12 protein-coding genes are annotated in these 14729 nt (G+C 71.4%); 5 read left to right on the forward strand and 7 right to left on the reverse strand.

Annotation, left to right across the window (positions count from 1 at the left end; genetic code table 11):
* Positions 1-807: 807 nt before the first annotated feature.
* Positions 808-1755 (reverse strand): GlxA family transcriptional regulator, encoded by a 948-nt coding sequence (locus Ahu01nite_RS45495; protein ID WP_203842991.1) that lies wholly within the window; start codon positions 1753-1755, stop codon positions 808-810.
* 107 nt (positions 1756-1862) lie between these two features.
* On the opposite strand from Ahu01nite_RS45495, the gene Ahu01nite_RS45500 reads away from it, so the two are divergent.
* Complete coding sequence (locus Ahu01nite_RS45500) at positions 1863-6098, forward strand: PDDEXK-like endonuclease domain-containing protein (RefSeq protein WP_203842992.1); 4236 nt, start codon at positions 1863-1865, stop codon at positions 6096-6098.
* Positions 6099-6101: 3 nt separating this feature from the next.
* On the opposite strand, the gene Ahu01nite_RS45505 is transcribed toward Ahu01nite_RS45500, so the two are convergent.
* Positions 6102-7451, reverse strand: a complete 1350-nt coding sequence (locus Ahu01nite_RS45505; RefSeq protein WP_239159670.1) for an alpha/beta hydrolase family protein — start codon at positions 7449-7451, stop codon at positions 6102-6104.
* 309 nt (positions 7452-7760) lie between these two features.
* A complete protein-coding gene (locus Ahu01nite_RS45510) occupies positions 7761-8807 on the reverse strand; it encodes a LacI family DNA-binding transcriptional regulator (RefSeq protein WP_203842993.1) in 1047 nt (348 codons plus the stop codon).
* Between the two features lie 387 nt (positions 8808-9194).
* Here Ahu01nite_RS45510 and Ahu01nite_RS45515 point away from each other — a divergent pair, with 387 nt between their 5' ends.
* The gene (locus Ahu01nite_RS45515; RefSeq protein WP_203842994.1) at positions 9195-10223 is read left to right on the forward strand and encodes a glycoside hydrolase family 53 protein; all 1029 of its coding nucleotides are present in this window, start codon (positions 9195-9197) and stop codon (positions 10221-10223) included.
* Positions 10224-10599: 376 nt separating this feature from the next.
* Here the strand turns inward: Ahu01nite_RS45515 and Ahu01nite_RS45520 are convergent, their stop codons facing one another.
* Positions 10600-11037 carry a DoxX family protein gene (locus Ahu01nite_RS45520; RefSeq protein ID WP_203842995.1) on the reverse strand — a complete coding sequence of 146 codons (438 nt, stop codon included), beginning with the start codon at positions 11035-11037 and terminating at the stop codon, positions 10600-10602.
* A gap of 21 nt (positions 11038-11058) precedes the next feature.
* Positions 11059-11631, reverse strand: a complete 573-nt coding sequence (locus Ahu01nite_RS45525; protein ID WP_203842996.1) for an NADPH-dependent F420 reductase — start codon at positions 11629-11631, stop codon at positions 11059-11061.
* Positions 11632-11764: 133 nt separating this feature from the next.
* On the opposite strand from Ahu01nite_RS45525, the gene Ahu01nite_RS45530 reads away from it, so the two are divergent.
* Both Ahu01nite_RS45530 and Ahu01nite_RS45535 read left to right on the forward strand, forming a co-directional pair.
* Positions 11765-12283, forward strand: a complete 519-nt coding sequence (locus tag Ahu01nite_RS45530; protein WP_239159663.1) for a VOC family protein — start codon at positions 11765-11767, stop codon at positions 12281-12283.
* Positions 12280-12975 carry an alpha/beta hydrolase gene (locus Ahu01nite_RS45535; RefSeq protein WP_203842997.1) on the forward strand — a complete coding sequence of 232 codons (696 nt, stop codon included), beginning with the start codon at positions 12280-12282 and terminating at the stop codon, positions 12973-12975. The genes Ahu01nite_RS45530 and Ahu01nite_RS45535 overlap by 4 nt, the downstream gene beginning before the upstream one ends.
* Before the next feature lie 297 nt (positions 12976-13272).
* Here Ahu01nite_RS45535 and Ahu01nite_RS45540 read toward each other — a convergent pair whose 3' ends face one another.
* The gene (locus Ahu01nite_RS45540) at positions 13273-13854 is read right to left on the reverse strand and encodes an enoyl-CoA hydratase/isomerase family protein (protein ID WP_239159664.1); all 582 of its coding nucleotides are present in this window, start codon (positions 13852-13854) and stop codon (positions 13273-13275) included.
* Positions 13855-13886: 32 nt separating this feature from the next.
* Between Ahu01nite_RS45540 and Ahu01nite_RS45545 the strand changes: the two genes are divergently transcribed.
* Positions 13887-14210 (forward strand): MerR family transcriptional regulator, encoded by a 324-nt coding sequence (locus Ahu01nite_RS45545; protein WP_203842998.1) that lies wholly within the window; start codon positions 13887-13889, stop codon positions 14208-14210.
* Here Ahu01nite_RS45545 and Ahu01nite_RS45550 read toward each other — a convergent pair.
* Positions 14195-14689 carry a MarR family winged helix-turn-helix transcriptional regulator gene (locus tag Ahu01nite_RS45550; RefSeq protein WP_239159665.1) on the reverse strand — a complete coding sequence of 165 codons (495 nt, stop codon included), beginning with the start codon at positions 14687-14689 and terminating at the stop codon, positions 14195-14197. The genes Ahu01nite_RS45545 and Ahu01nite_RS45550 overlap by 16 nt on opposite strands.
* Between the last annotated feature and the right edge of the window lie 40 nt (positions 14690-14729).

The raw sequence follows: 14729 nt of genomic DNA on the forward strand, positions 1-14729 counted from the left end.
CCCGCTCGGCTCGGCCCGCTCGGCTCGGCCCGCTCGGCTCGGCCCGCTCGGCTCGGCCCGCTCGGCTCGGCCCGCTCGGCTCGGCCGGTCCAGCGCGGCCCGTCCCGCGTGTCGGGGCCTGCCCGGCGCGTCGGGCCCATTGAGCGTGTCCGGCGCACTCGGCCCAGCCCGCCTGATGTGCTTGGCCCGCCTGCGCATCCGGCCCGCCCAGCATGCTCGGCCCAGCGTGCCCAGCCCGGCTTGTCCGGACCGCCCAGCATGCTCAGCCTGTCCGGCCCGCTCAGCCTGCCCCGCGCATCCGGTCCACCCAGCGTGCTCGGCGCGCCGTGCTCGATGCGGCCCGGCCCGCTCAGCCCAGCTCAGGTCTGCCCGCTCAGGTCTGCCCGCTCAGCCCGGCCTGGCCCGCTCAGCCCTCCCGGCCCGCTCAGCCCTCCCGGCCCGCTCAGCCCGGCCGGCCCGCTCAGCCCGGCCCGGCCTGGCCCTCCCGGCCGGCTCAGCCCGGCCCGCTCAGCCCCGCCCCGCCCCGCCCCGCCCCGCTCAGCCCCGCCCCGCTCAGCCCCGCTCAGCCCCGCTCAGCCCGCTCAGCCCGCTCAGCCCGCTCAGCCCGCTCAGCCCGCTCAGCCCGCTCAGTCCGGCTCGGCCCGGCTCAGCCCGCTCAGTCCGGCTCGGCCCGGCTCAGCCCGCTCAGTCCGGCTCGGCTCGGCCCGGCCCAGCCCGCTCAGTCCGGCTCAGTCCGGCTCAGTCCGGCCCGGCCCAGCTCGGCTCGGCTCGGCCCGGCCAGCGTGCTCCGGTCGCGGCCGTGGGTGGTTACGAGCTTTCGGTGAAGGTGCGGCGGTAGTCGGTGGGGGTGGTGCCGAGGATGTGCTGGAAGTGGCGGCGGAGGTTGGAGCCGGTGCCGAGGCCGACGTCGGTGGCGATCTGCTCGACGGTGCGTTGGGAGCGTTCGAGGAGTTCTCGGGCGACGTCGATGCGGGCTCGCATGATCCATTGCATGGGGGTGTGGCCGGTGTCGTCGGCGAAGCGGCGGGAGAAGGTGCGGGCGGAGACGGCGGCGTGCTGGGCCATGGCGGAGAGGGTGATTGTTTCGCCGAGGTGGTGGAGGGCCCATTCTCGGGTGGCGGCGAAGCGTTCGCCGAGGGGTTCGGGGACGCTTCGGGGGACGTACTGGGCCTGGCCGCCGCTGCGGTAGGGGGCTGCGACCAGGCGCCGGGCGGCGTGGTTGGAGGCGGCTACGCCGAGGTCGCCGCGGAGGATGTGGAGGCACAGGTCGAGGCCGGAGGCGGCGCCGGCGGAGGTGAGGACGGGGCCCTCGTCGACGAAGAGGACGTTTTCGTCGACCTGGATCCGGGGGTGTTTGGTGGCGAAGGCGCGGGTGTAGTGCCAGTGGGTGGTGGCGCGGCGGCCGTCCAGCAGGCCTGTGGCGGCGAGGGCGAAGGCGCCGGTGGAGATGGCGGCGAGCCGGGCGCCGCGGTCGTGGGCGGTGATCAGGGCTTCGACCACGGCCGGGGGTGGGTCGTCGCGGCCGGGGAAGCGGTAGCCGGGGATGAAGACGATGTCGGCCCAGGCGAGGGTTTCGAGGCCGTGGGCGACGTGGTACGAGAGGCCGTCACCGCCCGTGACGAGGCCGGCGGCGGCGCCGCAGACGCGGACCTCGTAGGGCATGCTCGCCCGGGTCGTGAACACCTGGGCCGGGATGCCGACATCGAGCGGCTTGGCACCCTCCAGAACGAGAACGGCGACACGATGCAGACCCACGAGCAAGGAGGGTACGCGCGGGAAGGCACGCCGAAGCGAGCGCGGGAAGAGGGGTAACTGGACGATCACCCCTACGTGAACGCAATCGGGGCATTACCTTCGGCAGGGTGACAGCGAGCCACCTGGACCGTGCGGTCCGGCTATTTGAGTTTCTCGCGCGGGCGCAGCAGTCCGCCGTCTCGTCGCCGCGCACCTGTGACGGGTACGAGCTCGCCTGGGCCGGCGACCTGCCCCGGCACCCCGCCGTCCATTTCGCGCACTGGTCGGGCACCCCGGCCCCGGGCGACGAGATAGCTCACGTCGACAGGATCCACCCCGAAGCCGAGGAAGCAGACGCGGAAAAGCGTGTGCGGGACGCGTACAAACAACTGTTTGCGATGCAGGCAGAAGCCGCCGCCAACCCGGAGGAGCAGGAGCTGGTCCTGGCCGTGGGTTGCCTGGTCTGGCAGCCGGAGGGTCATGAGGTGGTCCGGCGGCATCTGGTGACCACCCCGGTGACCATCGATCTGGACCCGGTGAGCGGCACCCTGCGCGTGCACGCCGTCGAGGGGGCGGACCCGCTGCGCATCGAGCTCGACATGCTCGGCCCGCACCTGACCGGTTCGCCGCACCTGGCCGAGGCCCGTGAGGTCGCCCGCGCGTACGCGCAGCATCCGCTGAACCGCGAGGCCATCGGTGAGTTGCTGCACCGCCTGGCGAACAGCCTGGATCCCGCGGCCGGCTACCGGGAGTCGGAGGCGCCGAGCCGTGAGACGCCCAGCACGCCCGAGGTGAGCCTGGCGCCCGCGATCGTGCTGCGCAGGCGGGACCGGCAGGGCATCGTGGAGTTGCTGGAGACGATCCGTGCGCAGCTGCTCGACTCGGGTGTGGTGCCTGAGGGCATCCTGCCGCTGGTCGATCCGGATCACCGGCCGGCGGTGAGAACCGATCCGACGCCCGGCGCGATGGTGGGCGTGGACGATGACGTGTTCCTGCCGCTGCCTGTGAACGAGCAGCAGCTGCGCGTGTTGCAGCAGGTGGACCGGCACGCGCAGACCCTGGTCCAGGGCCCGCCCGGCACCGGCAAGACGCACACCGCGGCCGCCCTGCTCTGCCATCTGCTGGCTCAGGGCAAGCGCGTGCTGGTCACGGCTCAGACCGACAGAGCACTGAAGGAGGTACGCGCGAAGCTGCCCGAAGCCGTCCGCCCGCTCTCGGTGGCCGTCGTCGGAGCCTCGCGGGAGGACCTGACCGACCTGCGGATCGCCGTGGACACGATCTCGCAGCAGGCCGTCGACTACGACGAGCGGCGCGGGACGCGTACGGCGGAGCACCATCTCATGGCCGTCGACCGGCTCCGGCGGCACCGGGCGACGCTGCACCGGCGGATCATCGACGTGCGGTCCGCCGAGATCGCCCGGCACGAGCGCGGACCGTACCGGGGCACGCTCGCCGCGATCGCCGCCGCGCATCGGCTGGACGAGCCCCGGCACGGCTGGATCCGCGCGTGGATGCCGGTCGAATCGCTCGCCGCGCCGCCGCTGACCGCGTCACAGGTCGTCGAGTGGCTGTGGCTGCTGCGCGACGGCGCGCTGAACGCCGACGAGGGCCCGGCGTACGACACGCTGCCCGAGCCCGGCGCGTTGATGCCGCTCGCCGATTTCGCCGCCGCCGTACGCGCGGAAGCCGACGCCGCCACGGTTTTCGAGGCTTTCCTGGCCGACCGGCAGCACCCGGCGTACCCCATGATCCGGACCTTGCCGAAGGCGGACCGTGAGTCCCTGCGGGCGAAACTGCACCGCATCGCCGGCATCGCGGATGAGCTCGCGCGCAGCCGGCAGGCCTGGATGCCGGAAGCGCTCGTGGAGGTCGGCTCCGGCCGCGACCGGGTCTGGCGCGAGCGGGCGCAGCAGGTACGTGTCCTGCTCGACCAGGCCGAACCGCTCGTGCGGCGCGCCGGGGTCACCGAGATCGCGCCGCAGGCCACCGACCTCGCACCGCTGGTGACGCTCGCGGACCAGCTGCGCCGGCATCTCAGCGGCGGGTCGCGGATCCGGGTGGGCGCCGACGGCATGCCCGCGCTGGGCCTGCTCAGTGCCAAACCGGTCCGGGCCGCCCGGGAACTGCTCGATCAGGTACGCGTGAACGGCAACCCGCCCACGACCCTCGAAGCGGTCGACGGTTTCCTCGCGTGGGCCCAGCTGCAGGAACTCCTCGCCCGCCTCGACCGTTTCTCGCCCTCGGCGACCACGGACACCGCGCAGGAACGCCTCGCCCAGCACCGCGCGGAACTCGACCTGCTCGACCGGGTGCTGACCCTCGGCACGGCTCTCAAGGACCAGAACAAGGACCTTCCGACGGTACGCGCGTACGCCCGTCTGGTCGACGCCGCCGCCGCGGAGGAGGTCCTGTTCGCCACGCGGACCGTCGTGGACGCCGCGGCCCTGCCCGTGCTGAAACTGCCCCACGACCCGGCCTCGTCGCCGGCCCTGCGCGACCTGCTGACGGCGGTCCATAATCGCGACACCCCCGCGTACGCCGCGGCGGCCAACCGGATCGTGCGCCTGGCCGAGGTCCGCGCGCTCGTGACCCACCGCGACGAACTGGCCGCCACCCTCGGTTACCGCTCCCCGGCGCTGCGGGACGCGATCGCGTCGACGGCGGCCGACCGGGTCTGGGACAAGCGCCTCGCGAACTGGCACGAGGCCTGGGACTGGGCGGTCACCGGCAAATGGCTGCTCCGGCAGCGCCCCGCCGACATCAACAGGTTGCAGACCGAGGCCGCCGAGACCGAGACGGCGATCCGCGGGCACGTCGAACAGCTCGCGGCGGCCCGGGCCTGGCGGCACGCCTGCGCCCCGGACCGGATCACCGGCTCCGCCAGGGCAAATCTGCAACAGTACGGGCAACTGGTGCGCCGCCTCGGCAAAGGCGCCGGAAAGTACGCGGCTCAGCGCCGAGCCGAGATCCGCCAGGCGATGGACCGGTGCCGCCCGTCCGTACCCGTGTGGATCATGCCGATCTACCGGATCGCCGAGCAGCTGCGCGTCCAGCCGGACATGTTCGACGTGGTGATCGTCGACGAGGCGTCCCAGGCCGGCCTGTCCGCCGCGTTCCTGCAGTACCTGGCGCCGACGATCGTGGTGATCGGCGACGACCGGCAGGTGTCCCCGGCGGCGGTCGGCGTCGACCAGGAGGACCTGCGCAACCTCGCCGCCCAGTACCTGCACGACGACCCGTACCGTGCGTCCTGGCAGGACCCGCAGCGCAGCCTCTTCGACGAGGCCAAGATGCGTTTCGGCGGCCACATCCCGCTGGTCGAGCATCGCCGCTGCGTCCCGGAGATCATCGAGTTCTCCAACCGCGTCGCGTACGAACCGGAGCGCATCCGCCTCGTCCCCGTCCGCCAGTACGGCGCGGACCGCCTCGACCCGGTCAAGCCCGTCCACATCGAGGACGGCTACCTGCGCGGCACCACCGACCGCACGAACCCGCCCGAGGCCATGGCCATCGCCGACCAGCTCGTCGCCTGCGCCGCGGACCCCCGCTACGACGGCCTCACCTTCGGCGTGATCTCCCTGCGCGGCCCCCACCAGGCCAAACTGATCGAGAGCCTGCTCCTCGACCGCCTCGACCCGGCCCAGTGGGAGCAGCGCGACCTGCGCTGCGGTGACTCCGCCGACTTCCAGGGCTCCGAACGCGACGTGATGTTCCTCAGCATGGTCACCGCCGCCGAACCGGGCCGCCGCCCCGCCGCCGCGACCACCGAGATGTACCTGCAGCGCTACAACGTCGCCGCCTCCCGCGCCAAGGACCAGATGTGGGTCTACCACTCCCTGCGCCCCGCCGACTTCGCGGACCCCGACGACCTGCGCCGCCGCCTGCTCGACTACTGCTACGAGGTGGCAGCCGGCCCGCCCCGCCACGCCGGCGCCGACCAGCCCCCGGCGGTCCCCGACGACGTCCTGACCAGCCCGTTCCGCTCCCTGTTCGAACAACGCGTCCACAACCGCATCACCGCCCGCGGCTACACCGTGCTCCCGCACCACGAAACCATGGGCTACCGCATCGACCTGGTCGTCTCCGGCCCGGACAGCACCCTCGCCGTCCTCTGCGACGCCGACACCTGGCAGGGCCCCGACCGCTACGAGAACGACCTCATCCGCCAGCGCGAGCTGTCCCGCTGCGGCTGGGAGTTCTTCCGCATCCCCCAGTCCGCCTTCGTCATCGACGAACCCGCGGTCCTGCGGGACCTCTGGTCAGCCCTCGACCGCCGCGGCATCCACCCCGCCCTCCCGCTCACCCCGCACCACCGCGTCACGGTCACCCCACGCACCTGGCTCGCCGACAACGTCCCGATCTGAGCCTCACGGGAACACCCGCAGGTCACCGTCGCGCGCCAGCACCGCGGGCAGATCGACAGCCCGGCCCCGCAACGTGGCATCGAGAAACACCGCACAGGTCTCGGTGGTCATCCGCACACTCCCGGCCGCCCCGAGAGACCCCACCACGGAGGGTACGGGCGGCAGGTACAACGGCGCGTCGGTGAACGTGAGATGCGCACTGCCGGGCACGGTGAGCCGATAGCTCGTGGCAGTGCCGCTCTCCAGCACCTTCGCCAGCAGCGCCAGATAGTCTGCGTCGGCCTTGTCCCTGATCTCATGAGTGAGCGCGAGCACCGGCTGCCGCAGCGGCCCCTGCTCCGGATCGGGCCCGCCGTCGAGATTGATGACGGCGCCGAACCGCGCGTCCTGCTGGGCCGCACGCATGGCCGCCGCCCCGCCGAGAGAGTGCCCGGTCACCGCCACCCGCCCGACGTCCATCCGCCCGTCATCGAGGCGCCCGAGTTGTGTGAGGACGAACCTGAGGTCGGCGGCCCGCACAGCGATCCAGTCGCTCCTCGTCCCGGAGCCCTCATCCGAGATCCGGGTCCTGACGGTACGCCCCTCCGCCAGCACAACCGCAGCCGAATCGTACGGATGGTCGACCCCCGCCACGACATACCCCCGGCTGGCCAGATCCTCGGCCCACGCGGTGTTCTGAGTCCGCAGCCCACCCAGCCCCGGCGAGAACAGCACAACGGGAAACCGCCCACCCGCCGCCGGCGCAGCGTCGAACACCGCATGCGTGTGCGCCCGCGGCGGCCCGTCCAGCACAAAGGCCGGCGCCCCCAGGTATTCAGCTTCCCCGGCAGCGACGATGTCCGCCTCCCGCCGATCCCGCCCGAGATACTGCGCCCGCGGCGCGTCAGCGCCGACCGCCCCCGCCGGATACCAGAGCTGCACCACCACAACGCGCCGATCACCCACATCCGGCGTGGCGGCCTCACCACGATCAGGATCGCTCCACTGCACCACCGTGGTCCCCACCCCGAACGGCCCGAACGGCTCCGGAAACCCCGGCACCGGCAACGCCCATCCCGCAACCCCACCCGCGGCCACAAGCCCAAGACACACCATCGACCCAGGCAACGCCACCCACCACCGCACGCGTCCACGACGCCGCCGCACCACCCACCCCGCACCCACGAGCAGATCGGCAGCCAGCACCACCAACACCTGCCACCGCACCCCGAACCCGGCCAGCCCAACCCCGGCCACCGCCACCACCCCCACCGCACCGACCGCAACCCACCCCCGGACGGCCTCGGGCAGCCACCGGCTCACCACCAGCCCGACCGACCCCACCACCACAACAAGCTCAGCGACCATCTCCATCACAGACAGATGGTCCTGAGCACGCACTGAGAGCACGCTGAGACCCTCAGGGGACGGGTTGGTCCTCCCGATCGAGCCAGGCGTACTGACGGCCGTCGTCGTACGCCGTCAAACCGAGCCGCGACAGCCCAGGCCGGCCACAGCCGTCCCACCACCGCCACACATCAGCGATCCAGCGCCCCTCCGAGCAGCCTCCAACGACCACAAGATCGCCTGCGGCATCGGCCCCGCCCCATGCTGAGCCATCGCTTCGGGAACTTCGAGTGGGTGATCTGGTCCCGGATCTGTTGTCCGCACGTCGTCTGCTCGTCAGGCGGATTCGCGAATGACCAGCTCGGTGGGCAGGATGCGGGAATCCGCGGAGCGGCCGGCGATGCGGTCGAGGAGGACTTCGACCAGGCCGGCGGCGATCAGAGGGAGCGGCTGGCGGATCGTCGTCAGCGGCGGGGCTGTGGCGGAGGCGATGGCGGAGTCGTCGAAGCCACCGATGATGACGTCGCCAGGGACGGTGCGCCCCGCAGCCTGCAACGCCTGGAGGGCGCCGACGGCTAGCAGGTCCGACGCGACGAAGACGGCGTCCAGGTCGGGGGATCGGTTCAGCAGAAGGTCCATGGCCTCTCGGCCGGCACTGATCGTGTAGGCCGAAGCGTTCTCGATCAGCCGCTCGTCAACCCGGTCGCCGAGCTCGTCGCGGAAGCCTGCGAGGCGTTCAACACCGCCCGGGGTGTCGGCGGGCCCGGCGACCGTGGCAATGCGGTGCCGGTCGCGGTCCATCAGGTAGCGGGTCATCAACCGCGCGCCGCCACGGTCGTCAGCCGCGACGAAGGGCAGCTGTCGGGGCTCGCGGCCGCAGACCACGGTGGGGATGCCGGTTTCGGCGAGCTGGGCGGCCAGGGGGTCGCCGGTGTGGGTGGAGACGAGGAGGACGCCGTCGGTGTGGCCGGCTCGGGCGAAGGTCAGGACCCGGGCTCGTTCGGCGGGGGTGCCCGCGAGCATCAGGACGAGGCTGGAGCCCTGGTCGCCGAGGAGTTGGGTGCAGGAGCGCAGGAGGGTCGCCAGGACGGGGTCCTCGAAGAGGCGGTCCTGGGGTTCTGACAGGACGAACGCGATGGTGCCCGAGCGGCGGGTGACCAGGCTGCGGGCGCTCTGGTTGACCACGTAGCCGGTCTGGGTCAGGGCTTGGTGGACGGCTGCCAGGGATGCCGGGCTGACGTGATGGGCGCCGTTGAGGACCCGGGAGACCGTGCCGCGGGAGACGCCTGCCAGGTCGGCGACGTCTTCGATGGTCGGGCCGCGGCGTTGGGCACGACGGGCTGCGCCCCGGGACTTCGGGTGCGGGGGCGCCTCGTCGGACATCGACAAGTCCTTTCCGGGCGGAGAGCCCCAACGACCGGGCGCGAGCCTTTGAAACGACGGCTGCGAGCCCTCAACCAACGGGCGCGAGCCCTGGGACGACGGGCGCGAGCCTTTGAACGACGGGCGCGAGCCTTTGAACGACGGCGAGAGCGACTGAACGATATCGCGGGGGCTCTTGACAGGGGACGTGCGGGCAAGCACCGTGAGCGCTCACAGTCGTTAAAGGACTCTTCCACCGGAGGCCCGTCGATGTCCGTTCTGCGCTCAGCGCGTACTGTTAATGTCAGCCGTCGTAGCGTCCTTGCCGGCGCCGGGGGTCTTGCTCTTTCCGCTCTTGTTCCTGGTCAGGCGCTTGCCGCGGCGCACAGGCCGAAGACCGCGCTCAGCGTGCGCGGGGCCGACCTGTCCTTCCTGCCGCAGCTGGAGGAGGCCGGGGTCCGCTACCGTGATCTGGCCGGGCGGCGTCGTCCCGCCGAGCGGATCCTGGCCGGCGAGGGTGCCAACTACATGCGCCTGCGGGTGTGGGTGGACCCGCCGGACGGTTACAGCGACAAGGCCCGCGCGCTCGCCCTGGCCAAGCGGGCCAAGCGCGCCGGGATGAAGATCCTGCTCGACCCGCACTACTGCGACTTCTGGGCCGATCCCAGCAAACAGCCGATCCCCGCGGGCTGGCCGACCGATCTGCCCGGGCTCACTGCCAAAATCCAGTCCTATACGCGTACGCTGCTGCGCGAATTCGCCGCCCAGGGCACCCCGGTCGACACGCTGCAGGTCGGCAACGAGATCACCGCAGGCATCCTCTGGCCGGTGGGACAGCTCTACCTGCCGGACGGTACGCAGCAGTGGGCCTCGTTCACGCAGCTGCTGAAAGCGGGCATCGCCGGCGCACGCCAAGCGGCCGGACACGATCTGAAGATCGTCCTTCACATCGACCGGGGCGGGAAACTCGGCGACACCCAATGGTTCTTCGACAACATCACCGCGTACGACGTCCCGTTCGACATCATCGGCCAGTCCTATTATCCGATGTGGCACGGCTCGATCGCCGAGCTCCAGGCGAACCTCAACGACTCGGTCGCCCGCTACGACAAGCCGGTGCTGCTCGCCGAGGTGTCCTACCCGTGGACGTTCGAGGACGGCGACGGCCGGGGCAACATCGTCACCGCGGACAGCACCCTGCCCGATGTGGACCGGTTCCCCGCGACACCGGCCGGGCAGGCGGCGTTCTACGAGGGTGTGCGCGGCGTGCTCGCGCAGGTGCCGGCCGGGCGGGGGCTGGGCTTCTTCGCATGGGAGCCGGAGTGGGTCCCCGGCGTCGGCTGGGAACCGGGCGCCGAAGCCCCCAACGACAACCTCACCCAGTTCGACTTCACCGGCCGCGCGCTGCCGTCGATCCGTGCCTACCGGCGCCCGTAGAAGCACGCGCGCTGCCGTCGATCCGTGCCTACCGGCGCCCGTAGAAGCACGCGCGCTGCCGTCGATCCGTGCGTGCCGGCGCCGTAGAGGGCGCGCGCTGTCGTCGATCCGCGCCTACCGGCGTCCCTGAAACGCCTGCGGGGCCGCCTCTTTCGAGAGCGGCCCCTACTGATTGAGTTGTGCACAATTAAATTGTGCACAACTTAATCTGGATGCTTGGTTCTGGTTGGTGTTGCGACGGCTCAACCCGGACAACCCGCGTGAGGGCAGGCCGCTTGGCCGGTGAGGGAGCGCGGCAACAGCGGCAACAGCGGTAACCGCGCGGTAACCGCGGGGTGAGCAAGCGGTTGATGCGGTAACGCCCGGCCTCGGCCGTCTACTGCGCTTGGCCGGTGAGGACGCGCGGCAGGCGTGGGGCCAGCAGTCGGTCGACGCTGTAACGCCCGGCGCCGACCGCGGCGAAGAGCAGAGCCGCGGCCGCCAGGGTGAGGACGAGTTCGTAGCCGTTGCCGGAGACGAAGACGCCGTTGCCCAGGTGGACGATGAAGAACGCGCCGAGCATGTCGGCGGCCAGGAGCAGGGCCACCGCCGGGACGGCGATCCCGGCGATGAGGGCGATGCCGCCGGCCAGTTCGACGATCGCGGCGAACCAGGCGCTGGCGACCGGCAGTGGCACGCCCATCTGGTCGAAGGACGCGCCGGTGCCGGCGAGGCCCCATTCGGTGAATTTCTGCCAGCCGTGGGCGACGAAGACGACGCCCACGGCGACCCGGGTGATGAGCAGGACCACGTCGCGCAGCGTGGTGGTGTTCATGAACCAGTCCTTACGGGAGTGTCAGTTGGTGACGGCGAGGCCGCCGGTCCAGGTGATCTTCTCGGCGGCGGCGAGGGTGATCTGCAGGAAGCCGATGGCCTCGAGCTCGCGGGCGCGCTTGAGGCTGCCCGCGTCGACGGCCTTGAGTTCGGCGGCGGTGACCACGCCGGCGAGCAGGGCCTTGGCGTCCGCGTCGTCGCCGGCGATCAGCACGGTGGTGGTCTGGGCGCCGACGGTGCCGGCGACCAGGGTGCCGCCGAAGTTGGTGTTGAAGGCCTTGAGCACGGTGGACTGCGGCAGCGCGGCGGCGATCACGGCGGTGGCCGAGCCGTCGGCGGGGACGGTGAGGCCGTCGAAGGTCTCGAAGTTGAGCGGGTTGGTGATGTCGACGACGATCTTGCCCGCGAGCTGCTCGCCGCGCTGGGCGATGACGTCGGCCACCGAGCCGTACGGGACGGCCAGGATCACGATGTCGCCGGTGACCGGCTTGGTCTCCGTACTGTTCACGAGCTCGACGGAGTTGCCGCCCTTGGCGGCGAGGCCCGAGATGGCCTGGCCCATGTTTCCGGTGCCGATGATGCTGATGTGCGCCATGACGTTCTCCCGTTCACTTGGTTGTAGCTACAACCATTGCAGGCTGATCAGGTTGTAGCAACAATCATTGAGCCTTCAACTATGTGGCGATGCTCTCAGCCTGGAAAGTTGATGCTTCAACTACGATGGCGGTATGGAAAAAGGGATCGGGCCGGTACGGCTGAATCACGCCGTTCTGTACGTCGCCGAACTGGCACGGGCCGAACGCTTCTACACCGAGGTCTTCGGCATGGTCGTGGTCGCGCGCGAGCCCCGGGCCGACGCCGCGTTCCTGCGCCTGCCACGCTCGGGCAACCATCACGACCTCGGCCTGTTCGGCGTCGGCCCGTCGGCACCGCCGAAACGCCGCGGCGGGATCGGGCTCTACCACCTGGCCTGGCAGGTCGACACGATCGACGAACTCCAGCTGGCCCGCACGACCCTCGCCGAGGCGGGCGCCTACTCCGGCGAGTCCAGCCACGGCGCGACCAAGAGCGTCTACGGCGCGGACCCCGACGGCAACGAGTTCGAGATCATGTGGATGCTGCCCCGCGAGGACTGGGGAGCCTACGAGAACACCGCCCCCGTCGACCGTCTCGACCTCCCCGCGGAAGTCACCCGCTGGACCGGCGTCCGCACCGCCGGCACGATCGTCGCCGGGGTGACCCGGTGACGGCCCCGGTGGTCGCGACCGCCGGCTCTCCGGACCCGCAGGCACCCCTGATCATCCTGCTGCACGGCCGAGGTTCCCACGAACGCGAGATCCTGGGACTTTCCCAGCACCTACCCCCAGGCTTCGCGTACGCGGCAGTGCGCGCCCCCATCCCCGAAGGCGCCGGCTACGCCTGGTTCGCCAACCGCGGCATCGGCCGACCGCTCCCCGAATCCCTGCGCAGCCACCTCGACTGGTTCCGGATCTGGCTCGACACCACCGCGCCCGTGGGCCGTCCCGTGGTCCTCGCCGGGTTCAGCGGCGGAGCGGCCTTCGCCGGCGGCCTCATCCTGGACGACCCGCAGCGCTACGCGGGCGCCGCCATCCTCTACGGCACCCTCCCGTTCGACGCCGGCGTGCCGACAACCCCCGCCAGGCTCAGCGGCCTCCCCGTCTTCGTCGCCCAGGGAGACCACGACACCGTCATCCCCCGCGAACTCCTGGACCGCACCTGGGCCTACCTCCGCACCGAATCCGGCGCCCGGACCACCGCCCGCCGCGACCCGGCAGGCCACGGCCTCACCGCCCCCGTCATCGAAGCCCTAGCCACCTGGCTCGACACCCTCCCCGACGGTGCGCATCCCGGTGGGGCGCACCCCGACGGCGCGCACCCCGACGGCGCGCACCCCGACGGCGCGCACCCCGCCGGCTAGGGTCCCGGGTCCGTGATGCGCTTCCGATAGGTGGCGAGGGCGGCAGGATCCGGCCGCGGGCACGAAGTTGCGCTGAAGCCCGCATTGCCGCAACAACCTGTGGCGTCGGGTGTCAAGCGCGGGCCAATCGCGTCTGGCCGGACAACACCTGTTCTGGTGGCGGACGCGATTGGTCAGACTTGACGGGCAACGCCGCAGAAAGTTGTCGCCTTCCGGTGTTCAGCGCAACATCTGGTGAGCCGGCGAGGAACCGCGCGAGGTGCAGCCAGTGCCGGCTCCCCACCCCGGTGCAGTGCCTCACGCCGCATGGATCTCGTTGAGGAGCTTCTCGAGCTCGCCGGCGGGCAGGGCGCGGTTGATCAGGCCGTAGCGCTCGGCCAGCCCGGCGTCGGCGAGTTCGGCGCCGAGGATGAGTTCGAGGGTGCGGGGGCGGCCGATGAGGGCGGTCATGTACTGCGTGCCGCCGCCGCCCGGGTAGATGCCCATCAGGGTTTCGGGCTGGGCCTGGCCGGAGCTGCCGATCGCGGCGAAGCGCATGTCGAGGGCCATGACGAATTCGTTGCCTCCGCCGCGTACCAGGCCGGCGATCTTTCCGATCGTGACCTGGGGCAGCGACCTGATCTCCTCGTTGACGGCCTGGACCACATTGGTGCCGGGTGGCAGGTCGTCGCCGGCGTCCATCGGGGCGGCGCCGCTGAGGAAGTGCATGTCGCCGTGGGCGATGAAGAATTCCGGGTCGGCGCTGTCGAAGACGATGACCTGGACGGTCCTGTCGGTGCGGACCTGGGCGGCGAAGCGGCGCAGGTCCGCGATGAGCTTGCCGTCGAGCAGGTTCAGCGGGGGATTGTCGATCGTGACGGTGGCGACGCCCTGCTGCACGTGGACGCTGATCGCGGAATGCGCGCACCGGGGTGAGCACGCGGTCCCTGCGCTACTACGAGGAGCAGGGGCTGCTCGAGAGCGAGCGCAGTGCCGGCGGTCATCGGCACTACGGCGAAGAAGGGGTGGAACGGGTCGCGTACCTGCAGAGGCTCTATGCCGCAGGGCTGTCCAGCCAGACGATCATCAGCCTGATCCCGTGTCTGGAATCGCCGAGCGCGGCCACCTCCGACGGGGCTTTCGAGCGGCTGGCCGAGGAGCGCGACAAGCTCACCGCGCACATCGCCGGCCTGACCCGCACCCTGGAAAGCCTCAACCAGCTGATCGACGCCAACCGGGATCACCGGGCGTCATAGCGTCCGTAGCTCGTGGCGCGGGAGGAGCCCGGGTCGAGGCGGCGCAGGATGGCGTCGCTGATGTCGGTCAGCTGGGTGATCTGCTCGGGGGTGAGGGCGTCGATGACGTACTCGCGGACGGCGGCGACGTGGCCCGGGGCGCTCTCCTGCACCGTGCGCCATCCCTCGGGGGTCAGGCGGGCGTTGGTGGCGCGGCGGTCCTCGGGGCAGGGGAAGCGCTCGATCAGGCCGCGGGACTCCAGGCGCTGGACGACGTGGGAGAGCCGGGCGAGCGTCGCGGTGGTCCGGCTGGCGAGGGCGGTCATGCGGAGCGTGTGCTCGGGGGCCTCGGAGAGTTGCGACAACACGTAGTAGTCGAAGTGGGCCAACTGAGCGTCACGGCGGAGCTGCGCGTCGAGCACTCCGGGTAGCTGTTCCACGACCGCGACGAGGCGTACCCATGCGGCCAGTTGGTCCTGGGTGAGCCATTGCGCGTCCACGTCTGCATTCTGGCACCGCAGCCGTCGCGGCCCGGCAGTG

This window comes from Winogradskya humida, from assembly GCF_016862215.1.
GTDB classification, from domain to species: Bacteria; Actinomycetota; Actinomycetes; order Mycobacteriales; family Micromonosporaceae; genus Actinoplanes; species Actinoplanes humidus.